Raw genomic sequence first — 23,447 nt, forward strand, 5'->3', positions numbered from 1 at the left:
TTCTGTATGCCCCTGACTACGGGTGTAAAAGGATTAGATGAGCTTCTGGGCGGCGGTGTGGGTAGGGGTGTCCTAACCCAGGTTTACGGGCCCTTCGCAACAGGTAAGACGACCCTAGCGATGCAGGTGGGTCTCCTTAATCCCGGCAAGGTTGCCTACGTGGATACTGAGGCGGGCTTCTCCCCGGAGAGACTGAGGCAGATGGCTGAGACGAGGGGCCTTGATCCTGATAGGGCCCTCGAAAAGTTCATAATATTCGAGCCGATGGATCTCGTGGAGCAGAGGAGGATTATAGGGAAGCTGAAGAGTGTTGTCAATGAGAAGTTCTCCCTCGTCGTTGTGGACTCAATCACGGCCCACTATCGGGCGGAGGGAAACAAGGATTATGGGGAGATTGCAAGGCAGCTTCAAGTTCTGCAGTGGCTTGCGAGGAAGGTCAACGTCGCTGTGATAGTCGTAAACCAGGTCTACTTCGACTCCAACTCCGGCAACCTGAGGCCCATAGCTGAGCACACCCTTGGCTACAAGACCAAGGACATACTCAGGCTCGAGAGACTCAGGGGGGGTCTAAGGATAGCCGTCCTTGAGAGGCACCGCTTCAGGCCCGAGGGTGGTGTGGTTTACTTCAGGATAACGGACAGGGGTATTGAGGACGCCAAAGGTGGGGAGTAGTTCAAAAAAGTTTAGAAAATTAGACCCTCTCAAAGATCTCTTGTGCGATCTTCAACGTCGCTCTGTAGAGCTTTTCGCTAATTATTCCGTCCTCATAGTGCTCCTTGAGCTTGTCCTTGTCAATAATCTCCTTCTTACCATCTGGCCATTTGACGATATCAACCTCGAGGTCGACATAGCGGGCCCTGTCAGGGTATATCTCGACGGGTGTGTTGATGTTGTAGAACTCCCCCTTCAGGTTCCCGTTCCTGTCGTAGTAGCGGTGGACGAACCACCACTTTCCTGCCTCTATCTCAGTTATTGCGTAGTCGCCGGGCTCTATCGGGATTTCTAGCCCGTCGTAGAACTTGCCCGGCTTGAGGTGGCGCCTTATCTTTACCCTAAGCGGGTTCGTGGAGACCTCGATAACCTCGCCAGGCCCTATCTTTATCCTCTGCCCATCAGGCTTGACATGGTCGAGGCTGAAGAGCCACCCCTGTTTGGGCCCCTTGTTCCTGACGACCGTCTCGAGGAAGCCTTCGCTGATCTTCATCCTCTGGGCCGGCATCTTGGCGAGAATTCCCTCGGCAACCTCTACGGCGAAGCCGAACTCGGGGTCATAGGACTTAAACTGATGGTGACCTTCGATGGTGGGAGTTACCCTGTTCCTTATCTCATCAAGCTTCTTCTTGGCCCCGCCGCCGAACTCCACCTCGTATATTTCCCTCCCCTCGATTATCTCGGTAGGAGCTGAGTACTTGTCGGCCTCCTTGAGTCTGTCAGCTATCTTCGAGAGCCTCACGAGCTCATCCCTGAGGATGTTCCAGTCCTTGTATGCCGCAGCCGTCCTCCAGAGGACGCCCCACTCTCCAAGGTCAACGCTGAGGCCGAGTATCCTGAGCCTCTCCCTCTCTTCAGGATCCTTTATCTTTCTTGAAATCTTAACATGCCTCTGGACGCCGATGGGCTTTGGAATAAGCACGGCGTAGTCGCCTGGAATCGTTATGAGGACGCTGAGGTGGGGGAGAACGTTGTGCTTCTTCACTTGGACGACAACTTCGTCACCCTCGGTAGCATCGGGAAGCTCCTCTATGAGGACCGTCCCTATGGCGTTCCCTATGTCCACGTAAACGTACCTGTCGTCCCTCTTCACGACGAGCCCCTTGTAGACCCCGTAGAGCCTGTAGGGGAGCCTCCTGAAGAAGACGTCTATGAACTCCTCTTCAAGGACCTTCCTTACATCCTCAACCCTCGTCCCAACTATCGTTATCCCATTGTTTCTGTCGTAGATGTCCACGTCGAAGTCGTCATAGCTCTTCTCTATGCCAAGCCTCTCAGCTATGACGTCGCTCGGCTGGACTATGCGGAAGCCCCTGTCGAGGAGTAGCTTGCTGAGGGCCGTGCTGTATATCCCCCTAATCCTCACCGCTACTCCTGAGTTTGTAGACACCTTCACCACCCCTTTCCTTTCTTTCCACAACGCCTATGAGTGTGAGCCCTTCGAGTATCTCCCTCACGGTCTCCCTATCTATTCCGGTATCGGCCGAAACGTTTCTCGCCTCAACCCAACCTAGTCCGCGCTCGTGCCATCTCTTAAGCGAGTCTTCAACCTTATGGACGAGGGAGGGATTCGAATAGAGCCAGTGGGCAAGGCTTGCAAGGATGTTTATCTTCCTTTCAATATCCTCAATCCTATTTAGACGCTCCAGTATTCCGGGTGGTAGCTTTTTCTCCTTTTCGCCATCCCCGAGCAGTTCCAGTAGCTCCACTTCCCCTACCACCTTTGCAAGCGCCTGGGACACGGAGTAATCGTAGACCCTGTGGAACTGCCACATTCTTCTCAGAACTCCCTTCAGCCTTTCTCTGTCCGAGAACCCCTTGATAGAACTGACTATTTCAAGGGCTTCCTCTATCCGGAACTTCATCTGATGTTCGGCCTTCTGTAGCTCCCTCACCGCCGTCTCAAATTCCCCTCCCACCTTAGAGGCCTCGGCGAGGAGCTGGGCCACTACAGACGCCTTCTCCTTAGAGATCGAATGGAGATCTGAGAGAATGACTTTAATTTCATCGAGGGCTTCAGCACTTATTAACTTCGTGAAAAGCTTCTCAAACCTTCTGTGAAGGTCCTCAAACCTTTTAACAAGCATTTTCATCTTGCTCAACTGGTTCCCCCAGAACCTTAGAAGGGCGAACTGATACTTTTACTTTTTGGCCAAATTTATTTACTATGGGGGCCAACCACCGCCTTGGAACCATAGAGTCGGAGGTGTTCAGGGATGCCGGCCGTGAAAGTAAGGAAGGAGAGGGCCGAGGAAGTGAAGAGGAAGCTTAAGGTCCTCGGCATATACGACGGCAAGAGGCGCCCCTTGAGGGAAGGTCTCTATGTTCTTCTCCCCGTGACCGACGCTGAGAAGGCTGGGAAGCTTGGCCTCGAAGTCCTCGACGTTGAGCTTCCCCTCAGGCCCGAGAGGCAGATATACAAGAACCTGGAGACGGTCCTCAGGGAGAGGCTGACGGAGGAGGAGCTGAAATACCTGAGGCGTTACGACATAATCGGGGACATAGCGGTCGTCCAAATACCGAGGGAGCTGGAGCATTGTGTTGATGACATAGTCTGGGCCATAAGGAAGCTTCATCCATTCGTCCGCGTCATAGCGAGGAGGGGGTTCCACACTGGTGAGTTCAGGGTTAGGGAGCTTGAGGTTATATGGGGTGAGCCCCGATTGGAGACTATCCACAGGGAGAACGGCGTCGCTATAAAGGTTGACCTTTCGAAGGTATTCTTCAACCCGAGGATGAAGGGCGAGCGCTACCGTCTGGCTCAGCTCGTCCGCGATGGGGAGCGTATTCTAATTCCCTTCGCTGGCGTCCTGCCCTATGCACTCGTCATAGCCCGGTACAGACGGGTTCATATAACTGCTGTCGAGCTCAATCCTGACGCTATACGCCTTGGTATTGAGAACATCGAGCTGAATAAGAAGAGGCTTAGAGGTGAGATAGAAGTCATAGAGGGGGATGCCTTCGAAGTCCTGCCGACCCTTCCGAATTACGACCGCGTGATAAGCCCCACTCCGAGGAGCGTTGATGCGCTCGCGCTGACGCTGGATAAGGCCGAGAGATGGCTTCACTACTATGAGTTCGTCCACGAGGACGAAATAGGGGCCTTCAGGGAAAGGATACTCCGCGAATGCAAGAGGCAGGGCAAGGAGTGCGCCCTTAGGGTAAAGAAGGTCAGTGACTTCAAGCCACACGTCTTCAAGGTCTGCGCGGACATAGAGGTTAAACGGAAGCATTAACTCAAAAGGCTTTTCTAAAATTTTGTGCAGACCAATACCGGGGAAGCCGATGCTGATAGACAGATTCGGAAGGCCTGTGACAAACCTCCGGATATCCCTGACGAAGGAGTGCAACTTAGCCTGCTTCTACTGCCACAGGGAGGGGCAGGACGACGGAGAAAGGGTCATGACACCCGAGGAAATCGAGCGGGTTGTAAGAATAGCCTCAAGGCTTGGAATAAGGAAGGTCAAGCTCACAGGTGGGGAGCCAACGGTAAGGGAGGACATCGTCGAGATAGTGAGGAGAATAAGGCCCTACGTGGTCGATCTCTCGATGACTACCAACGGGACCACTCTCTACAGGCTTGCGGAGGAGCTCAGAGAGGCTGGCCTCGACAGGGTGAACGTCAGCCTTGACACCCTCGACAGGAAGAAGTACAAGAAGATTACCGGCTTTGACGTCCTTCCCTGGATTCTCAGGGGGATTGAGAAGGCCGTGAAACTCTTTCATCCCGTGAAGCTTAACATGGTTGTCATGAGGGGAATAAATGATGATGAGATATGGGACATGATTCGATTTGCGGCCGAGATCGGGGCCGTGCTCCAGCTCATAGAGATAGAAGTTCCGAGGGAGATGGAAGATAGTCCTTTCTTCAGGGAGTTTTTCTACCCCTTGAAGCCCCTCGAGGAGGAGTTCGAGAGGCTGGCCCTCGAAGTGAGGGAAAGGCGGATGCATAGGCGGAGAAAGTACTTCATTCCAATCGATGGAAAGGTCGCGGAGGTTGAGGTCGTAAGGTCGATGCACAACACGGTCTTCTGCATGAACTGCACGCGCTTGAGGCTCACGGCCGACGGCTACCTGAAGACATGCCTCCTTAGGAAGAACGACCTCATAGATATTCTCGGTCCAATGAGAGAGGGTGCGAGCGATGCGAAGCTCGTGGAGATATTCAAAGAGGCAATACTCATGAGGCGGCCGTATTGGAAGTGAAAGCAGCCTTATGAATTATGGGAGCTTCTTCTGCTACATTTTACCATAACTGTTGTGCCGCAGGGTTCCTCTTAGTGCAGTCCTAGCAGAACAGTCAAGCTGGGAAGGAAATGTAAATATTACTTCTTCAGAAAGTTAGAGGAGATTACTTGCTTGCCCTTTTCTTCTCCTTGGATTTCTCTCCCTATTCCTTCCTCCTCTGATCCGTCTTTTTTGAACACAAAAAAATTTATATTAATAAAACAAATAATAATGATTTGAAGTGACTGCGCATGAAAAAATCGTGGTCATAATTTTGGTTAACTATATTATCCTTGCTCGTGTAATACTTAAGGTTCTGGCTCAGAGTTACGACGTGATATTGACTGACGGCCCAGGGCCGTATTTCTCGGCAAGTACATCCGTTGGCCTTTGTACCTTTGGCCTTAGCGGGAGCATATCTTATCCTGTGCCGGGAGATTTTACAAATGGAAGAGTTACGGTAATAGGTAAGGGATGTTAATAGGGTGGCACTATGAAAGAATTTATTGAGGGAGGTGGGTAAGATGAAGAGAAAATTATTCGTGTCTTAATACTATCCATTTCGAGCTTTGTTTTTGCTTATGCCTCAGGAGCTCCTGGAGAATATGAACTTTTAAAAGCAATTAAAACCCTTGAAGAATATAAATATATTCAGATTGTGGAGTTTGACAACTATCTAGTTACCTCGGACGAAGGGAAAACGTGAAGGAGATATTTTTGTATCACGGAAAGCTAATCGAAAGGGGCTACGTCAACTCAAGGGAAGGAATATTGGAGCAATCTCAGGAGTTTTACATCAATGGTTCGCTGGTAAGCAGGGGATACATCAAAATTGTTAACGGAAAGGTAGTCATGGGCCATCTTGAGCAACATGGTAATAGAATTGAGTAAACTAAGGAAAATTCCATTAAGTTAACGGGTCACACCCTTGATTTTGTGGCATCTAAGCTTGTGAAGCTCGAGCCTCTTAAGGTTGTGAAGATGGCAAGGTACATTAAACTAAAGACACCTTTAATTGACAGGTTCCTTATGAAGCTCGGACTCAAAGCAGAAAGCTATGAATATGATAATAGTTATGCCCTCTGGCCAGAAGTGGATAGTGAAAACCAACGAAAAAGGTGTTCCAATGAGCTTAGAAAACATTCCAGGCAATGATAAAGAACCAAAGGTGAGAATATTAATTGAGCCTATTTCTTCCCAATGAAGTCGAAGAGGGTAACCTGCCTTCCTTTCTTCTCCTTGGGCTTCTCTTTCTCTTCCCTCCTCTTCTCCTCAGGCTTCTTCTCCTTTTCCTCCCCTTCTTCGGCCTCTTCTTCCACTTCGACTTCTTCCTCTTCTATCTCTTCTATTTCCCCTTCAGGAATTTCCCTTTCTTCCTCCTTGGGTCTCATCTCCTTAAGTTTCCTTCTAAGGGCAAGGGCCTTACCCCAAATGGTCCCCGCCTTCTCGGAGTCAGTCGTTAAGAATGCTACCTCCTTCTCGCCCAGTCCGAGGAAGACCGTGAAGTGGGCAGCCAGCTCTAGGTTGTTCTCGAATATCGTCCTGAGGATCTTCATAGTCTCTATGGCCTCGAGCTTGCCCATGTGCATCCCCGACATTATCTTCTTTAAAATCGAGTCCCTGAGGGAACGCTCCTCTTTGCTCTCGGCCAGCATCTTGAGGCTCTTTGGGGGATAGAACTTTGCGAAGCCCCTCTTCTTGGTCCCCGCGACGGCGACGCCTGCCGTCATCATGTCTATGGCGTACTTCCAGAGGGAGTAGTTGCCCGTCCTCGTGGCTCTTCCGAGGTATATATCGGCCCTGCTTATCGCATCGTAGGCCCTTGCGACTTCCTCTGACCTGAGGTAGATGTAGGGGATGTTCTCGTCCACCCAGAGTAGGAACTCATCGGGCATCATATCAAGGTTCCACATTGCCATTTTAGCTTTCTTCGCGTTGTCGCTCCCGAACACCAAACCCAAGGCCTGGAACACCGTCTTTTCTACATCTCTGTAAGCCAGAATGGCCTTAGCATCCTCGTAGTCTCCAATGGCGACGGTCTGAAGGTCGTTTATCGCAGCTCTCAAATCGCCGCTTGCCCTCTTCGCTATTTCGTAGAGGAGATCCTTCGGAATCTCAAGTCTTTCTGCCTTTAATATCCTTAGGAGGGCCTTCACTATGTCTCTCTGGGTCAGCCGCTTGTACTCCACGAGCTCTGCCTTCTCCCTTATCTCCCTCGGAACCTCCCAGTACTTATTGGCTGCCATGATTATGGGGTTCTTTGCCTTGTCGATGAGTTTGGCTATTTCCTTGGCCCCGCTCGGCTCTATGTTGTCGGCCTCGTCAAGGAATATGAGCTTTCTCCTTTTCCCGAGGATATCCATGGTGTATGCTGCTTGCACATAGCGCTCTATCTTTTCATAAGTCCTCTCATCGCTTGCGTTGAGCTCTATGACCTCGAAGCGGTACTCGTGGGCGAGGGCGTACACCGTCGTCGTCTTCCCGCTCCCCGGGGGGCCGGCAAGGAGGAGAGCCTTCTTCTTAGGCCTTCCGTGAAGCCACGCCTCTATCCAGGCCCTGACCCTTTCAAGGGCCTGCTCCTGGTTAATTATCTCGCTAAGTCTTCTCGGCCTGTACTTCTCAACCCAAGGGAGCATAGGCATCACTTGCCTATCAGCGTGAACTGGGCGAGCAGGGCCTCAAGCTGAATCATCTCATTGGCCCCCTCTACGAGGCGGAAGTTGTACTCTCCGATTTTGTCCGCCAGCTGAACCTTCTTGGGCTCGCTTATGGGTAGGTTAAAGACTTCCCTGTGCATCTGGATTAGTACGTCCTCGCCGCTGAGACCCTGCTTGAGGAGGATCTCCCTGAGTTTCTCCCTCGCCTTGAGGAAGTTGCCCTCTAAAGCCAGTAGCATCATCTCTCTTATATCCTCCGGTCTTGCCCTGCTGGCTACTGTGAACACGTTCTCGTCGGTTATCTTCTTGTCGAGGGCTGCTGCAGCTTGCAAAACGTTGATGGCCCTCCTCAGGTCGCCCTCAGCAACGTAGAGGATTGCCTGAAGGCCCTCCTCCGTCAGCTCGAGGCCTTCTTGCTCAGCTATGTACTTCAGGCGCTTCGCGACGTCCTCATCGCTCAGGGGCCTGAAGCGGAAGATTGCACATCTGCTCTGGATGGGCTCAATGATTCTCGACGAATAATTCGCTGAGAGGATAAACCTCACGTTGTTCGAGAACATCTCCATCGTTCTCCTTAAGGCCTGTTGGGCATCTTGGGTTAAAGCATCTGCTTCGTCGAGGAAGATTATCTTGAAGCTTGCACCACCGATAGGCTTTGTTCTTGCGAATTCCTTTACTTTTTCCCTAATAACGTTTATCCCGCGCTCATCGCTCGCGTTTAATTCTAAAAAGTTGTGCCTCCAGTTTTCTCCGAAAAGCTCCCTCGCAAGGGCCAGAGCGCTGGTAGTCTTCCCAGTACCGGGCGGCCCAGCGAAGAGCAGATGCGGCATCGAGCCGGTCTTAACGTAGTGCTTGAGCCTCTTAATTATGTGCTCCTGACCTACTATATCATCGAGCCTTTGAGGCCTATACTTCTCAACCCACGGCTTCTCGAGAACTTTGACTTCTCTAACCTCCTCTGCCATACTCCCACCTGAAAAGAGTAGCGGGCGTAGAAGTATTAAAGGCTTTCCAAAAAAGAAGTTAGCCGAGAGCGGCAAGGAGCTTCTCGACGAACATCTTCTCGGGGTAGGCACCCTCAAACTGAACCTTGTCCTCTCCGTCCACTTGGATTACTATCTTGGGAACGGCCATAACGTTGTACTGGTCGGCCCACTCCGGGTACTCCATGGCCTCGACCATATCTCCCTTTATTTTGCCCTTGCCTGCGTTGGTGTTCTCGATGGCGAACTTGTGGGCCATCCTGACTGCCATCGGGCAGTAGGGGCAGGTAGGGGTTACGAAGACGAGTATCCTGACATCCCTGTCTATCCCCCGGATGGTCTCCTTGGTGTCGGGCATGAGGTCCGTCTGAGCGTTGCTGACGTCGACTATGTCCTCGAGGAATGCGGCGAACTCATGGCCGGCTGGGAGTCCAAAGTAGCGGACGCCCATATCCCTGCCGTCCTGGGTTATGGTGACAGCTGGAGCCCGGTCCACCTTGTACTGCTCAGCGATCTTCCTGCCCTCCTCCGTGTCGAAGTCATAAACCTCGTAGGTAAGCTTATCTGTGAGCTCTGAAAGCTCCTGCACAAGTTGCTTGAGTTGGTCACAGTACTGGCAGTGCTCTTTTCCGACGAAAACTATGAGCTTGACGGGATTTGTCATCTTGGAGAAGAACTCCTCCCGAATCACCTTCTTGTCCTCCTCACTGATAAGTCCCATATTCCTCACCTCCATCTAAACGTTTATAACCTCCGTGGGCAAACCTCAAGTTGATTCAAATCAAGGTTGCCAACCGAAGGTTGAATGAACACTATATAAGCTTTGCGCCACACATATGTGTAGGTGATGGTTATGAAGCCCGACATCTTTTACATCCTCGGGAACAGGGTCAGGCGGGATATACTATCCCACCTCACCTGCATGGAGTGTTACTTCAGCCTCCTCAGTAGTCGGGTAAGCGTGTCCTCGACGGCCGTTGCTAAGCACCTAAAGATTATGGAAAGAGAGGGTGTTCTGAAGTCCTACGAGAAGGAGGAGCGCTTCATAGGTCCCACAAAGAAGTACTACCAGATATCGGTGTCCCGCTCCTACGTCGTGACCTTAACACCCCACATGTTCTGGTACCGGGGTCTGGATCTTGATGCGGAGGAACTTGGGGACTTCATGATAAACCTCTCGGCCCTTAGGAAGGATCCCGAAGGTTTAAGGGAACTTCTAGCTGAATTTCTCAAGGCCAACCGGGAGCTTGAGAAGATTCTGGAGGCCTTCAGGCAGGTTGAATCCTACAGGAGCAGACTTATTAGGAAGATAAAGGATACGTACCTGAAAGAGATAGGGGATATGACAACGCTGGCCGTGCTTCATTACCTTCTCCTACATGGGGAAGCGACAATCGAGGAGCTCAGCGACAGGCTTAACCTCAAGGAGAGGGAGGTCAGGGAGAAAGTAAGGGAGCTGACTAAGTTCGTTCCGATAACGATAAAAGACGGTGTCATAAAGCTGGACGAGGAGAAAATACTTGCGGGGGGAGAATGATGCCGAGAAAAGTCAGGATTCTTGTCAACGAGGACAAGTGCTACCTCTGTGGTGGATGCGCCGGCGTCTGTCCGGCCCTCGCGATAAGAGTCGGCTCCAAGTGGGAGTTTTCCGGGGATAAATGCATCTCCTGCATGATATGTGTTAAGGCCTGTCCAGTTGGTGCCCTCACGGCCGAGGAGGTGTCCGGATGAGGTACGACGTCGTTGTAGTGGGGGCAGGTGTCGCTGGCCCGATAGTTGCAAGGAACGTTGCGAGGGCTGGCTTCTCGGTTCTGCTCATCGATAAGAAGGCCGCCATAGGAACCCCGAAGCAGTGCGCCGAGGGCATAAGCGTGAATGTCTTTGAGCAGTTCGACATCCCCTACGACAGGCGGTTCATAAACAGGGAGATATACGGGGCGAGGCTGTATTCGCCGAGTGGATACACCGCCGAGCTCAGGTACAAAAAGGTTAGCGGCGTTATTCTTGAGAGAAAGGTCTTCGACAAAATGCTCGCATACTATGCTGCCAAGGCCGGGGCGGACGTCCTTGCGAGGACTGAAGCTCTTGACGTTATCAGAAAGGACGGTAAAATCGTTGGAATAAAGGCAAAGCACGAGGGCGAGCTCATTGAAATATACGCTGACATTATAGTCACCGCCGACGGCGTCGAGAGCACCATCGCGAGGAAGGCTGGCATAGATACCTACGCTCCTCCCCACGAGTTCGACTCCTCCTATGAATACGAGATGCTCATTGAGGGCTACGATCCAGACCTTATCCACCTCTGGTTCGGCAATGAGGTAGCGCCGAGGGGTTACGTCTGGGTCTTCCCGAAGGACGAGGATAGGGCTAACGTGGGTATAGGGATAAACGCTGACAATCCGAGAACCGCTAAATACTACCTCGACAGGTGGCTCAAGGAGAACAACATAAACGCCAAGAAGCTACTCGAGATAAACGTCGGGCTAGTTCCGGTTGGCGGCTTTGTCAAGGAGCTCGCTAAGGAGAACGTGGTTGTAGTTGGAGACGCTGCAAGACAAGTCAACCCCATGCACGGCGGCGGCATGGCAGAGGCGATGAAGGCCGGAACAATGGCTGCCAAATGGATAGTCAGAGCCCTTGAGGAGGAGGATATCGGGCTCCTCCAGAACTACACGAAGGAATGGTGGGAGAAGGAAGGTCCAAGGATGGAAAGGCTTCTCAAGCTCAGGAGGGCCACTGAAAAGCTAACGGACGAGGATCTTGACCTCTTCATCCAGCTACTCAGTGGAATGGACTTGGAAAAGCTCGCGAGCGGGAACTACGCTGAGGTCATTAAAGTCCTCCTTAAGAATCCGAAGGTAATAATGAGTAAGAGGAGGCTCGAAATCCTCAGGGCCCTGCTATGAGGTCGTCGAAGGTGGGGCCCACCGGTAGCCTTCTCTTGTGTTCGCTTGTTTTTACTAGTTTTTCGACGTGTTCGACTTTTTCAATGGGGATTTCAAGTTCTTTGGCTATTTCCTCTGGGGATTTTTTCAAGTCAATGAGCCTCCATAGTATTTCGTCGAGGAGTTTGTAGTTTATTCCTAGTTCGTCTTCGTCTGTCTGGCCTTTCCAGAGGCCGGCGGTGGGTTCCTTTTCAATTATCCTCTTGGGAACGCCAAGCCTATCTGCGATGGCCCAGACCTCAGTTTTGTAGAGGTTTATGAGTGGGGCGTAATCACTTGCCCCATCACCCCACTTGGTGAAGTATCCAGTCAAAAATTCACTCCTGTTACTTGTCCCGAGAACTAACCGATTCATGCTGTTGGCATAGGCATAGAGTAAAATCATCCTAGCTCGAGCCATAATGTTGCCAAGAGTCTTCCTGTCGGGCTCAAAACCAAGCTGGGAAACCAGAGAATCAACAATAGGCTTAATGCTTATGACCCTACACTCAATGCCAAGAGTTTCACAAACTAATCTTGCATCCTCCAAATCCCCATTGTCGTAGTAGGGCATTATCAAACCAAGAACTTTCTCCCGCTCAAGGGCCCTAACAGCCAAAAATGCCGTGGTTGCGCTATCAACTCCTCCGCTTATCCCTATAACGACCCCACTCACTCCCGCCTCTCTGACCTTCCTCCTGATGAAGTCCACAATCCTTTCGATGGCAGCCTCGTAATCAAGCCTCCTCATAGCTCAGCCTCCCCCAGAAACTCCAGTATGTCTAGAAGTCTCCTATCCTTTACCCTCATAAGAACACCCGTAACCTCCTCTCTTCCAACCTTCCCAGCTTTGTAAAGGGCTATGGCCTTGATGCCCTCGAAGAAGTCCTTAATCTCCGGAAGGGCGGCCGCAAACATGGGCATGTTCCTGTACACGAGCTCGAAATCGTCTTCGAGGATGAGTTGCCAGACGACGTCTATGAGGGCGTCGAAGGCGACTTCGAACTGCTCTGTTTCCTTAGACTCTACGAGGGCGTAGAGGCATTCTTGAAGGGCAGCCTCGTAGTTGTCCTCCTCCTCGAATATCTCTTCGAAGGCGAGGTGCAGCTGAGCTCTTAGGGCGGGTGTTTTAACCCTCGGAAGGAGGGCTGCAAGCATTGCCTTGGCTTCATCAACCTTTCCGAGTTCGAACGTCACGTAGCCTTCGTATATTTTCACGTGGAGGAGGTCTTCCTCAGCTCCAAGCTCCTCCAAGATTTCTTCTGCCTTCTTCAGTAGCTCTAGGGCCTTTTCGTACTCGTGGAGTTCCTCGTGGATGAGGGCCATGTTGTAATACACCTTTGCTAGGTTCTCCCTGTTCCCCCTGCTCGCCTCCTCCTCGATGAGTCCCCTGTAAATTTCGAGGGCCTTCTCGGGATTGCCGAGTAGGAAGTGCAGATCGGCGAGGTGAAACTTGACCTCGAATCCGTCCTTCTCTGCCAGCTTCTCGAAGTCTTCAAGCTTGTCTATTCCGAAGACTTCGGCATAGTAGTACAGAACGAGCTTGTAGAGCTCATAGTCCTCACTCTTCTTAGCGAGCTCCTCAGCCTTTTCGAGAACCTCTCTGAGCTCCTCGTCGCTCAGCTCGTCTGCCTTCAGGTAAAGCAACCGGGCGACTTCTTTCGTGTTCCCCCTCTCAATGGCTTTCATAAGCTCCTCCATTCTCGCACCTCCAGTTCATCGTTCGTGCCAAATCACCTTAAACCTGTCGATGAGGATGACGGTTTCCTCAAGTTTCGCACCCGTCAGGGAATCCACGATGACTAGGGAGACCGAGACGTAGAGTGTGCCACTGACTGGAAGGCTTCCCTCGAACTCGATCCTCATCCAGGAGTTCTTAACGTCCATCGTAGCGTTGGGAATGCCCAAGTTCTGGACTAAGATAGCTTTAACCTCGTCCTCGCTGAGGAATGGAACGTATGATTCTCCATATTTGAGGGAAAGTGCCACGGGGTTGTAATCGAGGAAAAATTTGGCGAACTCCTCCGGCGGAATTATCAGGGTCTCGTTTGTCTCCTCTATCCAGCCATTTGGTGTCAGCGTGTAGACCTTATTCCCCTCAATCCTTAGCCTTATGGGAACCCTGATGTTATCGGGAAGGGTCGTTATCGTCGAGTTCACGTAGGCTTTTGTTCCCTCGACAGTGGCGTTCCTCTCAATGGCCATCCTCACGGTCTCCGTGAACGTCTCGTTTTCATCTTCGATTGTTATCGTTATGTTTACTTCTACGTGCTCCCAGTAGGTGTATGCCGTAGGAAATGACCGTGCCTCTTCGGTGCTCGTAAGCGTTTCGGTCACAGTGGGCGTTGGAGATGGGGGCGTTATCACCTCCCTCGGTTGAGAAGTCGTTGTCGTGCCCTCACCAAGGCATCCCGCCGTGAGGATAACCAGGATTAGAGCTATAACTATGCTCCTCATTGTGATCCCCAGCAGAATTGGGAAACAGTTTAAATAAAGGTTGACCCACAGTCCTCGGGGTGTGGAGATGAAGGTGGCCCTCTTCAGGAAGCCCGAGGACTTTGACATAGAGAAGGCCGTTTCCCTTGTCTCGTCTCCCGAGGTCGGTGGGGTGGTTATATTCCTGGGAAAGGTTAGGGAGGAAAACTTCGGTAGAAGGGTTTTGAAGCTTATATACGAGGCCTACGAGGAGATGGCACTCGCGGAAATGGAGAGGATAAGGGAGGAGGCCCTGAGGAAGTTCCCCCTAAAAGACATCCTAATATGGCATAGGGTGGGAGAACTAGAGATTGGAGAGAACACCATACTCATCGTCGCCGCCGGAAAGCACAGAAAAGAGGCATTCGAAGCTTGCTCGTGGGTCGTTGATGAGGTAAAGAGGCGAGTTCCCATATGGAAGAAAGAGGTTACGGAGGAGGGCGAGTTCTGGATAGAGGGAAACACGGCAAGACCTGCGCGCTGATTTTCGCTTTTTGAGTGACTACTAGCAGTGGTGTGCAAAATCCGTATAGAAAAAGTTAATATAGCGAGAATGCGGCACTCTAATCGGTGATTTTCGTGGAGAGGGTAAGTGCCGTAGGGATGGATGTGACTATTAGAGCGGGAAGAATCACGACCGTGGGGAAGCCGCCATGGGCTGAAGTCCAGCACAAGGGCAAGCTTGAGAGGCTTATACTTCAACTTGGCATAGGGAAAGGAAAGTTCTTGGAGGCCAAGGGCATTCCAAGGAGCATTGGGTGCATAGGGAACAATAGGCTTATCCTCTACGATGAACCCCTTACGATTGATGACTTCAAGAGGGTGATCTCAGAGTTCAAGGCGCTTGGTGGTGATCTCTACTTGACGAACTACGATGACGTCTCAGATCTTGTGGAACTGGCCAAATATGCGGTTTCCATTGGAATAAATAACGTCTATGCCGTGGTTCTCCTCGAGGACGTCCACGAGGTTCCTAGGGAGAGGAGTTTCAAGCTGGTTGTCGAGGTAGCATATGAGGAACTCCGGAGGGCTTCAGACACCCTTGATGTAGCCGACGTGCTCCTCCTTATGGCTAGGTATCCTGAATATAGGGAGGTCAGGGAGAGAGGCCTTCCCTTCGCCGGAGAGGTTTGGATAGACATCCTGTATCCTGGCTCCTTGAGATTTCTCGACTTTAGCCCTATAGAGGTTCGGAGAACGGTTAATCCGACGGCGATAGCTTACAATCCTTGTCTGGCCGGAACCCTTGCCATAACTCCGGAGGGCTTTGCCCTGCCATGTCCTCTCCTCAGGAAGTTCCCCGTTGGCAGCGTTAGGGAGGAACCCCTGAGAAGGATAGCCAGGAAGCAGAGACTGAGGTCTTTCTGGAAGCTCACCAAGGACAATATACCTAATTGCAAAAGGTGCCCGCTCCGCTACACATGCCATGACTGCCGCGCCTTGGAGTATCAGGCCACGGGGGACCTCTTGGGTATTGAGTTCTGCGTTCTTTAGTTTTGTATATTTTGCATAATATTTCCCACGAGGTTCTCAGGTGTTCAGAAATCCTCTCAAATTCATGGCAAAAGCTTTATAATTCCTCACCAGAAACTACCAAGTAGTCAGGCTTACTTGGGGTGATGTATGATGAGCTCTTATTTCGTTAGGAGGGTAAAAAGCGGGATCCCTGGGTTTGATGAACTCATAGAGGGTGGCTTCCCCGAGGGCACAACGGTCCTTCTCACCGGTGGCACCGGGACGGGAAAGACGACATTTGCTGCCCAGTTCATCTACAAAGGAGCTGATGAGTACGGGGAGCCTGGTGTATTCGTCACGCTTGAGGAGAGAGCTAAAGATCTTAGGAGAGAGATGAGAGCGTTCGGATGGGACTTTGAGAGACTGGAAAAAGAAGGTAAGGTTGCGATAGTAGATGGTGTGAGCTCTACCGTAGGTCTGCCGAGCGAGGAGCGCTTCGTTCTTGAAGACCGGTTTAACATGGACAATTTCCTTAGGTATATCTACCGCGTTGTTAAGGCGATAAACGCGAAGAGGCTCGTGATAGATTCCATCCCATCGATAGCCTTCCGTCTTGAGGAAGAAAGGAAGATTAGGGAGGTCCTGCTTAAGCTCAACACGATACTTCTCGAGATGGGTGTTACCACGATCCTCACCACAGAGGCTCCCGACCCTGCCCATGGTAAGATAAGCCGTTATGGGATAGAGGAGTTCATCGCGAGGGGTGTCGTAATACTCGACCTTCAGGAGAGGAACATCGAGCTGAAGAGGTACCTTTTGATAAGGAAGATGCGTGAGACGAGGCACTCGATGAAGAAGTATCCATTCGAGATAGGTCCTACCGGGGTGGTAGTGTACCCGAGCGGCGAGATCTACTAATCGGGTGGGATGTTGCGGTGATGTTGGAGAACTCTGAACCTGATAAAATAGAGCGAACGGTAGAAAGAATTCCAACGGGCATAATAGATGATTTGATAAGTGGGGGAATCCCTCGGGGTAGTGTAGTCCTGTTGATAGGGGATCCTAAGGCCGGAAAGAGTACTTTTCTCGCCCAATTCACGTATAACCAGCTCCAGATTGGTATCCCCGTGATAGGTGTCCTTGTAGATCTTTCCAAGTACGAGTTCGTGAGCAACGCTTTGGACTTCGGGTGGGAGTTTATGCCCTACCTTGACGAGAGGCTCGTGCTACTTGACGCTTACACCCAGAGGCTTAGGAAGGCTCCCAAGTTCTCATTCGACGAGACGGTTGTTACCGACGTCAGTGACACCACTCAACTTCTCGACGCCATAAAGGACTCCACTCTAAAACTCCTTTCTAACACAAGGACCGAAAATATAGTGGGGTTCATATCGTCGATGACTCCCATATTCTTTGAGACATCGAAGAGGGAGATATACAAGTTCCTCGAGGAGTTGAGGGAGTTCGCACACAGGAACAGGCAGGTATGGGTTCTCGAAATGAATTCGGGAATAGAGGAGCCGCACGTTGAGATGATGGTTAAGGCGATAGTTGATGGTATCATCGAGCTCAGGCTGATGGAGGAAGGAAAAAGCCTGAGAAGGTATCTGAGAATATACGGCATGAGGAGGACGGCCCATAAGCTCGAGTGGATACAGTACGAGATAACTTCTTCTGGTATCAAGCTCCTCCTATGATTTATAGTAAAGCTTTTAAATATTTTAGCGTTACAATCTCTCATGCGGAAATGGGACGCTCTGCTCATAGTGGCCTTTTTCACATTCCTCTTAATGTCGCTTCTACTAACTCCCAAGGAGCCTGTCTCGCTTGAAAACGCCCAAAAGGGCTCTCTGGTTGAGTTTTCCGGTGTGTGCGTTTACTCTTCAGGGGACTTCAGCGTTCTGAGCAATGGCTCCCGAAGTGTTCCCGTATACGCATCCCTTGAGATTGGAAAGGTTTACAAGGTCGTTGGGGTCTTTGACGGCAGAGGAATAAAGCCAAGGGAGGTTGGCGACGGCCTGATATCTCTCCAGACATTCGTAGGTGCCTACTGGTTTGACAATGGTCCCCAGCTTCTAATGCCCGAAAGGATTTGGCTCCTTACGGAGCTGAACATTAGCAAGGGAACTATTATCGAAGTTAAGGGCTTATTCCATGGTCGAAAACTCGTTCCCGTCAGCTATACAGTCCTGGGGAGGTCTGAACAACCAAGGGATGGCATGCCCTTTAAGCTCAGGGGCACCGTGATTTATGGAGGAAATCCGGCTACCCTCTGGTGGTGGGGAGAAGCCGTCCGGATTTACCTACCAAAGGGTATAGAGCTCGAACCTGGCACCCTTGTGGAGGTTCTTGGCGTCATTAGAGTTCGCTCGACCCTAGTCCTCTACGTGAACGATCCAGCCGACGTAAGAAAGCTTGGCTCAGCCCTTGAGGTCCCTCTGGGAGAGGCGGAGGTTGGTGATGTCGTTCGAAGCTCTTGCAGGGTTGTGGGCAGGAGTGGAAGGGGCCTCAAGCTAGAGTGCCTTGACAAGCCCCTTGCAGGTTTCGAGGCCCGTACTGGTGATTTAATAGTGTTCAGGGCTCTCAAAAGGCCAGGAAGCTACCTATGCCTTGAGTGCTCCGTCATTGAGGAAAGGGAGTCTCTCGAGAACTCCATATGCTTTCCTGGAAGTGGGGTCAGAAGGATTTCAGGCACCGTGTCTTGGGTCAAAGTATACTCGAACGGGTTTGGGCTGGCTAACGTGACAGAGAGGGGATGTTGGGTCCTTCTAAAGCTGAGGAAAAGCCTAAACATCACGCTTTCCCCAGGAGAGCGGGTTGATGCCTATGGCTTCTTTACGGAGTATAGGGGGTTTTCTGCCTTTGAAGTTCAGGGGAGGGAGGACATTTGCTGGGGGAGTTCCTGAAGGGATTCATCCTCGGGATTCTCACTGGTCTAACGCCCGGTCTTCACGTCAACGCCCTCCGTCGCTTTAACTTGGCTCCTGCCACTCTCTTCACGATGGGAACCGTACACACGTTCCTCGATTCTGTTCCATCCGCCCTCTTTGGGGTTCCCGAGGAGTCCACAGTTCCCTCAGTTCTCCCCGCCCACAGGCTCGTCCTAAGAGGCAGGTTCGGAGAAGTCGTCCAGCTCTCCCTCTGGGCCAGCTTCTTTGCTTTCCTCCTCTCAATCATTCTCCTTCCCATATATTCCCTCCTAGCGCCCCTTTACTTCCCGACCTTGGGTAAGATTGCGGTTCTCGTGCTGGCGCTCCTCCTCATCCTTCGCCAGGCGAACCGCCTAGGTGCGGCCCTCATATTTTTCTTCTCAGGTCTTTTAGGTATTGTCGCCTTCTCCCTTCCGCTCCGAGATCCCTACTACCACGTCTTCACGGGAATCTTCGCTCTTCCTCCACTTCTGGAATCCCTGCTGAACCCGCCCAGAGAAGTTAAGGTTGAGGAAGCCCAGTTACTTCTCCCCTTTCCTAAGCTTCTTAAGTTCTCCTTTTTCGGAACACTGCTCGGGGCCCTTGCGTCCCTCCTTCCCGCCCTGACCCCTGGACAAGCTTCTCTCCTCGGCTCTGCCGTTACTAGGGATGACAGGAAGTTCTTAACCGTCGTCTACTCGACGAATACCGCCGCCTTCGCCTTCTCACTAGCGAACCTCGCCCTCACGGGGAGGGCAAGGAACGGAGTCATGGTCGCAATAGGAGCCGTCCCCATAAACGCCCTCCCCTTCCTTTACCTGTTGGGACTCTCGGCTGGGACTCTCGTCCTTTTAACTGGCCCCCGGATAGCCTTTTTAGTGGGAAGGCTGGCCTTTAAGAGATACAGGATCGCCGTTTTGCTTGTCTTGATGTTCTTGGTGTCGTTATCTCTCCTCTACGATGGCCTTCTGGGCCTCTTCCTTCTCGCGGCCTCATCCTCCCTTGGCCTCCTTCCGCCAAGGCTCCGCGTGAGGAGGATCACGTGTATGGGGGTTCTCATGGTTCCGATACTGCTCGGATAGCTTAATAACGGGGGGCGTTGAAGATGTAGGGGTGGTTGGGATGGTGATATACGAGCCAGTCATGGCCGCGATGGCCTTAGCAAAGTGGCTGGGAGAGGAGATAACCGCTAGGAAGGGGCTTCCAGATGTTGAAGCTGTGAGGAACAAGATCGTGGAACTGGGGCTCGAAGAAGTCTGTGCCCGGGAGGGACTGGCCGTCTTTAGGAACAGGTTCGTCATAACCCTGCTGATCCCAAAGAGCGGTATGATAGTCGTGGACTTCCTCTCAGCGAGCGGAGAGCTGAGCGATGCCCTCGAGCTCGTGGCGTACTTTGACAGGAAGATTGAGAGCTACGTTGTCGAGATTATTCCCGCCAACGAGCTTGAATTTGAGGGCAATGTCGGCGTGGAGCCGGTTATAATCGATGGGAAGACCTTCGAGCTCAAGAGCTATCCGGTCCTCGGCGAGTTCAGGGAGGACAGGGGATCAGTTTACTTGGCCGTTGACGAGAAGACCTACGCCATGTGGAGGGATAGCGAGAAGCTAAACGTCTGCCCCGTCTGCGGAGGCGAGCTTAGGTGGAGAGGTAGGAGGGCGATATGCGTTGACTGTGGGCTCGAGGTGAGGGTAGTTGAGGAACGTGAAGAGGGCTCTCGTTAAGTACTCGAGGCTGGCCCACACCAAAGGACTAACAGGTTCCTTCGGTGGTAACATAAGCGTCCGCGTCCGTGACATGGTCTTCATAAAGGGAACGGGGGCTGTGATGGGGGAGCTGACGGAGGGCCAAGTGGCAATCCTGAAGCTCGACGGGAGGCAGGTTTCGGCCGTGAGGCCCTCTTCGGAATGGAGACTCCACTTGAGCGTTTACAAGGTAAGGCCTGATGTGAGGGCGGTGGTTCACCTTCATCCCCCCTACTCCATAGCGGTTTCCATACTCGTGAAAGGGGAGCTTCCACTCCTGACTCCCGAGGCCGAGCTCTACCTTGGAAGGGTTCCCGTCCTCCCCTTCAGGCCGGCCGGGAGTGGGGAGCTCGCTGAGATTGTCGCCGGGGGGCTGAGGAGAGCAGACGCTGTCCTGATGGAGAGGCACGGAATAGTGACGGTTGGGAAGAGCCTTAGGGAGGCGTTCTATAGGGCAGAGCTCGTGGAGGAGAGCGCTCGCCTCTGGTTCGAAACTCGGAACAGAAGGTTTTAAAGCAAGGTTATCCTTGAACGTATAAGGGCGAGGGGGCTGGGGGCTCTCGGGGCACTCCCGAGGAAGTTCCGCCCACCGCACCGGGGCCGCGGTGCCGTAAGGCACCCGCCGAGAGGCGGGGCAACGGCACAGAAACGACACGTCCCCCGGGAGATGGGCATGAAAGCGGCGAAGGCTCCCGGCGACGGGAGCCGAGCTAACCCGCTGACGACCCCGGGGGGAGCGGTGAAACGGCCGTCCCGCGGGGTGCAAGGCCGAGAAAGGGCCAATGAGTTCCCGGTGTGAGGCCCGTGGTAGGCCGCTTAGTCGAATGCCCCCGCAGTACAGAAGGCGGGCTACAGCCCCCTCGCCCATATCACATTCTGTGACCACATTTTCTCGTGAGAGTTTTGGTTGTTGAACCTGCCTGAAACTTTTGGAGGGTGACCTTGGTGAAGTGGCGTCCGTTCGTGGCCCTGCTCATGGGTTTTTTGATTCTTGGGCTGACGGTTAGTAGTGCCAGTGCTACTGCCAGCTTCGTCAATTCAGTGGTAAACGGTACCGTAACGGTTCCGCCGGAGTTCAGTCCTGAGAGGAAACCTGGGGGTGATGTTAAACCGCAGTTTGGGGGTGCTACTGTTGTAGTACAGCCTTTCCTTGAGGTTTTTGTCCCGGGTATAGGGTGGATTGTAGCAGTAGGAAGTATCATCGCGGCAATCGCGAAGTACGTTTATTCAAAACTTTCATTTCGTACAAGTAGAGATTGGCTATGGTTACGTAAAGAAGGAATTGTGGGGACTCAAGAAGGAAGCCGTCATAGTGAAGCCAGTCATAACAATAACCAGAGACGAGGTAAAGGCTGTCGAAGACTTATTCAGCCCGAAAGAACTTGGGAAACTATTAGCACAAGCATACCTCAACGGATGGGACGCTAACGATGCTAAAAAGCTTGCAGAGGATTTTGATAAGCAGTACAAGAACTTTCGGGTAAAGTTCAGGGGGAGATACGCCTGCGGTGGCTATTTCCCAGAGGGAGACGTTATCATTGACAAGAAGGGAGCAAAGCACATAATTGAAAGACACATCTTAGAAGAAAAATGGAAATACAAGTCGAAATTCAAGTACTTAACCGCGGATATGCTCATTCAAATGCTCAAAGAGACAATTGAAACTGGCGAAATAAACTGTGACAGAAGCAATGCGCCAAACGAAGCAGTTCTTGAAAAGTATTACTACGGGCTTGGAGCCAAGAACCGGCTGAGAGTTGTCATAAGGAAAATATCCAATGGCTTATAACAGGATAGTGACGGCACACCCGGTGGATTGGGACTGAAGTGACAAGAAACCATTTTTAATTTTTTCTATGCCATGTAATATGGATGTGGTACAAATGGTGGACTTCAAAATCACGTTTAAACTTGAGGAGCCTTTTGGACCATTGGAAAGGATGATAAAAGAGGCAATAACAGAAGGGAAAAATTATGGATACCCAGAGGAATCGATAATAGAGATTGCCCTCAGTGAGTACGATGTTTCTATCTACTGCCAAGGAGAGGAGCTCTTTAATGCAACTGTTCACTTCAACGAATTTCTTTATGAGCTTTTCAGATTTGTATTTTATGCTGCAACCGGGGAGATCCCAGAAGACGTGAAGTCGTACGGATGGAGCTTTAACAGTATAGATGAACTCCCGAACTGGCTAGATAAGGAAGTTCGGGTTCTAAGGGGATTACTGGGGGATGAGTTTGACGAGTTAACCTCTAGTTCATTTTTAAGGTCCTTCCTCGGGAGCTACGACCCGAGATTGATTGTCTATGGATTCAGGAAGGGTAGTCATCTCTATTTCGTGAGTGTGGACTACAGAAAGGTCCGCAAGGTGCCCATCAGCGAGTTCGTGAAGAGCGCAATGAACGTCATAGAAGATGCCATCTCGGAATTAGGGTCCTGTACCCACATATTTGATGGAAACGGGATTGGAGAGTACCGAAAAATTATTAATGATTATAAGAGGCTCCTTAATTTTTTAAAGAAAAAGCCGGAAGGTAGTCTTAATGCCGGTTAAGTTCTTGGTTGATCTCACTCTCGAAGAGTTGGAGGAATCCGAGGGGTTTGGGGCTTGGGTTATTATAGAGGTGAATGGAAAGCGGATTGTGTGGGTCGCCTGCTATATTGTGCAGGCGCTGTCGGCAATCCTCGCTACAGTAACCTTTGCAGTCTCGTCATGTGATGAAATCCCCTACGTGCTTGAAAAGTTCGAGGAGGAAGGGGGGTGGGTGATTAGGAGGAACTGCAGGGGCGGGAAGCTCGAGGTGGGTTTCGGCACTTACGAGCCTGTCTCTCCCGTGGTGTTCAGGAAGGAGGGCGATTACCTGCTCATTGAAGCCTTCGAGGATGGACGATTTATTGGTAGGGAGAGGGTTGAAGTCAGGGAGTACGTGAAAGCCGCCCTGGAATTCCTTGAGGAGTGCCTGAAGGGAACCAGGGACAGTACAAGGACGTGCTCGAGGGTTAAAACAATGCAATGCTTTCTAACGTGGGACGAGCTCACCCCTGAAGATGGGTCCCTCTGGAAAGCCCTTACCGTCCCTCCGGGACACTACAGGATAAGGCTCGGCCCTGTGGAGGTGTTCTCGACTGTGCATTCCTTGAAGTTGATACTCGCCATAGACAGCCTTCTCAGGGGTGCTGAATATCTACTCTCCGACGACTTTGAGAGGATGGGCCTGATTACACTGCACTGATAAGCTCTTGCAGAGCTTTTAACGGCTTTTTCCTGCTCGCCCTCGGACTACCAGAGGACTTCCTCTGCTATCCTGATAATTTCAACCTCCTGCTCCCCACGTACTTCACCAGAAAAGTAGAGCTTT

General features: G+C 51.6%; 28 protein-coding genes and 1 other RNA gene. 21 read left to right on the forward strand and 8 right to left on the reverse strand.

Annotation, left to right across the window (positions count from 1 at the left end; all coding sequences use genetic code 11):
- Window positions 1-6 precede the first annotated feature (6 nt).
- A complete protein-coding gene (gene radB / locus PYCH_RS07935) occupies window positions 7-672 on the forward strand; it encodes a DNA repair and recombination protein RadB (RefSeq protein ID WP_013906343.1) in 666 nt (221 codons plus the stop codon).
- Between the two features lie 19 nt (window positions 673-691).
- On the opposite strand, the gene PYCH_RS07940 is transcribed toward radB, so the two are convergent.
- Together PYCH_RS07940 and PYCH_RS07945 are read right to left on the reverse strand one after the other, a co-directional pair.
- Complete coding sequence (locus PYCH_RS07940; protein ID WP_048058279.1) at window positions 692-2,101, reverse strand: DUF402 domain-containing protein; 1,410 nt, start codon at window positions 2,099-2,101, stop codon at window positions 692-694.
- On the reverse strand, window positions 2,067-2,804 hold the full coding sequence (locus PYCH_RS07945) for a hypothetical protein (RefSeq protein ID WP_373419037.1): 738 nt from the start codon (window positions 2,802-2,804) through the stop codon (window positions 2,067-2,069). The genes PYCH_RS07940 and PYCH_RS07945 overlap by 35 nt, the downstream gene beginning before the upstream one ends.
- A 123-nt stretch (window positions 2,805-2,927) precedes the next feature.
- Between PYCH_RS07945 and taw22 the strand changes: the two genes are divergently transcribed.
- The 5 genes from taw22 (at window position 2,928) to PYCH_RS09985 (ending at window position 6,093) form a co-directional block, all read left to right on the forward strand.
- Window positions 2,928-3,947, forward strand: coding sequence for a tRNA (guanine(37)-N1)/4-demethylwyosine(37)-methyltransferase Taw22 (gene taw22, locus PYCH_RS07950; RefSeq protein WP_013906346.1), 1,020 nt, complete (start codon window positions 2,928-2,930; stop codon window positions 3,945-3,947).
- A gap of 49 nt (window positions 3,948-3,996) precedes the next feature.
- Window positions 3,997-4,917 (forward strand): GTP 3',8-cyclase MoaA, encoded by a 921-nt coding sequence (gene moaA, locus PYCH_RS07955; RefSeq protein WP_013906347.1) that lies wholly within the window; start codon window positions 3,997-3,999, stop codon window positions 4,915-4,917.
- 262 nt (window positions 4,918-5,179) lie between these two features.
- Window positions 5,180-5,419 (forward strand): hypothetical protein, encoded by a 240-nt coding sequence (locus tag PYCH_RS09870; RefSeq protein WP_148236225.1) that lies wholly within the window; start codon window positions 5,180-5,182, stop codon window positions 5,417-5,419.
- Window positions 5,420-5,640: 221 nt separating this feature from the next.
- Window positions 5,641-5,829 carry a hypothetical protein gene (locus PYCH_RS09875; protein WP_013906348.1) on the forward strand — a complete coding sequence of 63 codons (189 nt, stop codon included), beginning with the start codon at window positions 5,641-5,643 and terminating at the stop codon, window positions 5,827-5,829.
- A gap of 90 nt (window positions 5,830-5,919) precedes the next feature.
- Window positions 5,920-6,093 carry a hypothetical protein gene (locus PYCH_RS09985; RefSeq protein ID WP_158306793.1) on the forward strand — a complete coding sequence of 58 codons (174 nt, stop codon included), beginning with the start codon at window positions 5,920-5,922 and terminating at the stop codon, window positions 6,091-6,093.
- A 32-nt stretch (window positions 6,094-6,125) separates the two neighbouring features.
- Here PYCH_RS09985 and PYCH_RS07960 read toward each other — a convergent pair whose 3' ends face one another.
- Genes PYCH_RS07960 through pdo form a run of 3 tightly spaced genes read right to left on the reverse strand, consistent with a single transcriptional unit; the run spans window position 6,126 to window position 9,299 of the window.
- Window positions 6,126-7,580 carry a replication factor C large subunit gene (locus tag PYCH_RS07960; RefSeq protein ID WP_048058280.1) on the reverse strand — a complete coding sequence of 485 codons (1,455 nt, stop codon included), beginning with the start codon at window positions 7,578-7,580 and terminating at the stop codon, window positions 6,126-6,128.
- The gene (locus PYCH_RS07965) at window positions 7,580-8,560 is read right to left on the reverse strand and encodes a replication factor C small subunit (protein ID WP_013906351.1); all 981 of its coding nucleotides are present in this window, start codon (window positions 8,558-8,560) and stop codon (window positions 7,580-7,582) included. The genes PYCH_RS07960 and PYCH_RS07965 overlap by 1 nt, the downstream gene beginning before the upstream one ends.
- A gap of 58 nt (window positions 8,561-8,618) precedes the next feature.
- Window positions 8,619-9,299 carry a protein disulfide oxidoreductase gene (gene pdo / locus PYCH_RS07970; protein WP_013906352.1) on the reverse strand — a complete coding sequence of 227 codons (681 nt, stop codon included), beginning with the start codon at window positions 9,297-9,299 and terminating at the stop codon, window positions 8,619-8,621.
- Window positions 9,300-9,431: 132 nt separating this feature from the next.
- Between pdo and surR the strand changes: the two genes are divergently transcribed.
- From surR to PYCH_RS07985, 3 genes are read left to right on the forward strand one after another with little or no spacing between them, the layout of a single operon-like run.
- A complete protein-coding gene (surR, locus tag PYCH_RS07975) occupies window positions 9,432-10,115 on the forward strand; it encodes a sulfur metabolism transcriptional regulator SurR (protein ID WP_013906353.1) in 684 nt (227 codons plus the stop codon).
- A complete protein-coding gene (locus tag PYCH_RS07980) occupies window positions 10,115-10,309 on the forward strand; it encodes a DUF362 domain-containing protein (RefSeq protein WP_013906354.1) in 195 nt (64 codons plus the stop codon). The genes surR and PYCH_RS07980 overlap by 1 nt, the downstream gene beginning before the upstream one ends.
- Window positions 10,306-11,487, forward strand: coding sequence for a geranylgeranyl reductase family protein (locus PYCH_RS07985; protein WP_013906355.1), 1,182 nt, complete (start codon window positions 10,306-10,308; stop codon window positions 11,485-11,487). Before PYCH_RS07980 ends, PYCH_RS07985 begins: the two co-directional genes overlap by 4 nt.
- Here the strand turns inward: PYCH_RS07985 and PYCH_RS07990 are convergent.
- The 3 genes from PYCH_RS07990 to PYCH_RS08000 are packed head-to-tail and all read right to left on the reverse strand — an operon-like array spanning window position 11,471 to window position 13,962.
- Window positions 11,471-12,256 carry an NAD+ synthase gene (locus tag PYCH_RS07990; RefSeq protein ID WP_013906356.1) on the reverse strand — a complete coding sequence of 262 codons (786 nt, stop codon included), beginning with the start codon at window positions 12,254-12,256 and terminating at the stop codon, window positions 11,471-11,473. The genes PYCH_RS07985 and PYCH_RS07990 overlap by 17 nt on opposite strands.
- A complete protein-coding gene (locus tag PYCH_RS07995; RefSeq protein ID WP_013906357.1) occupies window positions 12,253-13,206 on the reverse strand; it encodes a tetratricopeptide repeat protein in 954 nt (317 codons plus the stop codon). Before PYCH_RS07995 ends, PYCH_RS07990 begins: the two co-directional genes overlap by 4 nt.
- Before the next feature lie 15 nt (window positions 13,207-13,221).
- Entirely contained in the window at window positions 13,222-13,962 is a 741-nt protein-coding gene (locus PYCH_RS08000) for a hypothetical protein (protein ID WP_013906358.1), read from the reverse strand.
- Between the two features lie 67 nt (window positions 13,963-14,029).
- Between PYCH_RS08000 and PYCH_RS08005 the strand changes: the two genes are divergently transcribed.
- The 12 genes from PYCH_RS08005 (at window position 14,030) to PYCH_RS08055 (ending at window position 23,321) form a co-directional block, all read left to right on the forward strand.
- Complete coding sequence (locus PYCH_RS08005; RefSeq protein ID WP_013906359.1) at window positions 14,030-14,464, forward strand: molybdenum cofactor biosynthesis protein MoaE; 435 nt, start codon at window positions 14,030-14,032, stop codon at window positions 14,462-14,464.
- Between the two features lie 86 nt (window positions 14,465-14,550).
- Window positions 14,551-15,474: an SPASM domain-containing protein gene (locus tag PYCH_RS08010; protein WP_237698660.1), complete on the forward strand. Its 924-nt coding sequence runs from the start codon at window positions 14,551-14,553 to the stop codon at window positions 15,472-15,474.
- 129 nt (window positions 15,475-15,603) lie between these two features.
- Window positions 15,604-16,353 (forward strand): ATPase domain-containing protein, encoded by a 750-nt coding sequence (locus PYCH_RS08015; protein ID WP_013906361.1) that lies wholly within the window; start codon window positions 15,604-15,606, stop codon window positions 16,351-16,353.
- A gap of 20 nt (window positions 16,354-16,373) precedes the next feature.
- Entirely contained in the window at window positions 16,374-17,132 is a 759-nt protein-coding gene (locus PYCH_RS08020; protein ID WP_048058281.1) for an RAD55 family ATPase, read from the forward strand.
- A 42-nt stretch (window positions 17,133-17,174) separates the two neighbouring features.
- Entirely contained in the window at window positions 17,175-18,341 is a 1,167-nt protein-coding gene (locus tag PYCH_RS08025; protein WP_013906363.1) for a hypothetical protein, read from the forward strand.
- The gene (locus PYCH_RS08030; RefSeq protein WP_013906364.1) at window positions 18,323-19,426 is read left to right on the forward strand and encodes a tripartite tricarboxylate transporter permease; all 1,104 of its coding nucleotides are present in this window, start codon (window positions 18,323-18,325) and stop codon (window positions 19,424-19,426) included. Before PYCH_RS08025 ends, PYCH_RS08030 begins: the two co-directional genes overlap by 19 nt.
- A 40-nt stretch (window positions 19,427-19,466) precedes the next feature.
- On the forward strand, window positions 19,467-20,066 hold the full coding sequence (locus PYCH_RS08035; RefSeq protein ID WP_013906365.1) for a membrane protein: 600 nt from the start codon (window positions 19,467-19,469) through the stop codon (window positions 20,064-20,066).
- Window positions 20,038-20,601 carry an aldolase gene (locus tag PYCH_RS08040; RefSeq protein ID WP_013906366.1) on the forward strand — a complete coding sequence of 188 codons (564 nt, stop codon included), beginning with the start codon at window positions 20,038-20,040 and terminating at the stop codon, window positions 20,599-20,601. The genes PYCH_RS08035 and PYCH_RS08040 overlap by 29 nt, the downstream gene beginning before the upstream one ends.
- A 27-nt stretch (window positions 20,602-20,628) precedes the next feature.
- Window positions 20,629-20,951, forward strand: an RNA gene (gene rnpB / locus PYCH_RS09525) — RNase P RNA component.
- A 448-nt stretch (window positions 20,952-21,399) separates the two neighbouring features.
- On the forward strand, window positions 21,400-21,876 hold the full coding sequence (locus PYCH_RS08045; RefSeq protein ID WP_148236227.1) for a hypothetical protein: 477 nt from the start codon (window positions 21,400-21,402) through the stop codon (window positions 21,874-21,876).
- Window positions 21,877-21,955: 79 nt separating this feature from the next.
- On the forward strand, window positions 21,956-22,642 hold the full coding sequence (locus PYCH_RS08050; protein ID WP_237698661.1) for a hypothetical protein: 687 nt from the start codon (window positions 21,956-21,958) through the stop codon (window positions 22,640-22,642).
- Window positions 22,632-23,321, forward strand: coding sequence for a hypothetical protein (locus PYCH_RS08055; RefSeq protein WP_013906370.1), 690 nt, complete (start codon window positions 22,632-22,634; stop codon window positions 23,319-23,321). The genes PYCH_RS08050 and PYCH_RS08055 overlap by 11 nt, the downstream gene beginning before the upstream one ends.
- Window positions 23,322-23,447 lie beyond the last annotated feature (126 nt).

This window comes from Pyrococcus yayanosii CH1 (assembly GCF_000215995.1).
Taxonomy (GTDB): Archaea; Methanobacteriota_B; Thermococci; order Thermococcales; family Thermococcaceae; genus Pyrococcus; species Pyrococcus yayanosii.

Coding starts and splice junctions, on each gene's coding strand:
- PYCH_RS07965 (WP_013906351.1), bottom strand. CDS start 8,560: ATGGCAGAGGAGGTTAGAGAAGTCAAAGTTCTCGAGAAGCCGTGGGTT.
- PYCH_RS07990 (WP_013906356.1), bottom strand. CDS start 12,256: ATGAGGAGGCTTGATTACGAGGCTGCCATCGAAAGGATTGTGGACTTC.
- PYCH_RS08025 (WP_013906363.1), top strand. CDS start 17,175: ATGCGGAAATGGGACGCTCTGCTCATAGTGGCCTTTTTCACATTCCTC.
- PYCH_RS07995 (WP_013906357.1), bottom strand. CDS start 13,206: ATGGAGGAGCTTATGAAAGCCATTGAGAGGGGGAACACGAAAGAAGTC.
- PYCH_RS09985 (WP_158306793.1), top strand. CDS start 5,920: ATGGCAAGGTACATTAAACTAAAGACACCTTTAATTGACAGGTTCCTT.
- radB (WP_013906343.1), top strand. CDS start 7: ATGCCCCTGACTACGGGTGTAAAAGGATTAGATGAGCTTCTGGGCGGC.
- PYCH_RS07980 (WP_013906354.1), top strand. CDS start 10,115: ATGCCGAGAAAAGTCAGGATTCTTGTCAACGAGGACAAGTGCTACCTC.
- PYCH_RS08005 (WP_013906359.1), top strand. CDS start 14,030: ATGAAGGTGGCCCTCTTCAGGAAGCCCGAGGACTTTGACATAGAGAAG.
- pdo (WP_013906352.1), bottom strand. CDS start 9,299: ATGGGACTTATCAGTGAGGAGGACAAGAAGGTGATTCGGGAGGAGTTC.
- PYCH_RS08050 (WP_237698661.1), top strand. CDS start 21,956: ATGGATGTGGTACAAATGGTGGACTTCAAAATCACGTTTAAACTTGAG.
- PYCH_RS08015 (WP_013906361.1), top strand. CDS start 15,604: ATGATGAGCTCTTATTTCGTTAGGAGGGTAAAAAGCGGGATCCCTGGG.
- surR (WP_013906353.1), top strand. CDS start 9,432: ATGAAGCCCGACATCTTTTACATCCTCGGGAACAGGGTCAGGCGGGAT.
- PYCH_RS08055 (WP_013906370.1), top strand. CDS start 22,632: ATGCCGGTTAAGTTCTTGGTTGATCTCACTCTCGAAGAGTTGGAGGAA.
- PYCH_RS07985 (WP_013906355.1), top strand. CDS start 10,306: ATGAGGTACGACGTCGTTGTAGTGGGGGCAGGTGTCGCTGGCCCGATA.
- PYCH_RS07960 (WP_048058280.1), bottom strand. CDS start 7,580: ATGCCTATGCTCCCTTGGGTTGAGAAGTACAGGCCGAGAAGACTTAGC.
- PYCH_RS07945 (WP_373419037.1), bottom strand. CDS start 2,804: ATGAAAATGCTTGTTAAAAGGTTTGAGGACCTTCACAGAAGGTTTGAG.
- PYCH_RS08035 (WP_013906365.1), top strand. CDS start 19,467: ATGGTGATATACGAGCCAGTCATGGCCGCGATGGCCTTAGCAAAGTGG.
- taw22 (WP_013906346.1), top strand. CDS start 2,928: ATGCCGGCCGTGAAAGTAAGGAAGGAGAGGGCCGAGGAAGTGAAGAGG.
- PYCH_RS08020 (WP_048058281.1), top strand. CDS start 16,374: ATGTTGGAGAACTCTGAACCTGATAAAATAGAGCGAACGGTAGAAAGA.
- moaA (WP_013906347.1), top strand. CDS start 3,997: ATGCTGATAGACAGATTCGGAAGGCCTGTGACAAACCTCCGGATATCC.
- PYCH_RS08000 (WP_013906358.1), bottom strand. CDS start 13,962: ATGAGGAGCATAGTTATAGCTCTAATCCTGGTTATCCTCACGGCGGGA.